Origin of the sequence: Enterobacter sp. UNJFSC 003 (genome assembly GCF_036903355.1) — a bacterium.
In the GTDB taxonomy this organism is placed as follows: Bacteria; Pseudomonadota; Gammaproteobacteria; order Enterobacterales; family Enterobacteriaceae; genus Enterobacter.
On sequence record NZ_JBAKHK010000336.1, the window covers coordinates 1 to 238 of the forward strand.

Genomic DNA, 238 nt, shown 5'->3' on the forward strand with positions numbered 1-238 from the left:
GCAAAGCACCATCAATTCCGACTTCCCCAAATTCATTAACCAGTACCGCCCATTTTTCGTTGGGATCTTTATGGGCTAACAGATGAAGAATCGACGTGGTTTTCCCGCTGCCGAGAAAACCGGTGATGAGGTTGGTCCTGGTCACAACGGCTCCGCAATACTCTGGTAAGTTAACTGAGCGTTAATCCTGGCTAAAAAAGGCAGAAAAGAGAAGGGGAGAGCGGACGCAGGTGAGCTT

Annotated in this window: 1 protein-coding gene; it reads right to left on the reverse strand. The window is 49.2% G+C overall.

The annotated features are described in order from the left end of the window. Window positions 1-145, reverse strand: a 145-nt coding sequence (locus V5P19_RS24430) for a GTP-binding protein (protein WP_334408103.1), incomplete at its 3' end; no start/stop codon positions are given. Window positions 146-238 lie beyond the last annotated feature (93 nt).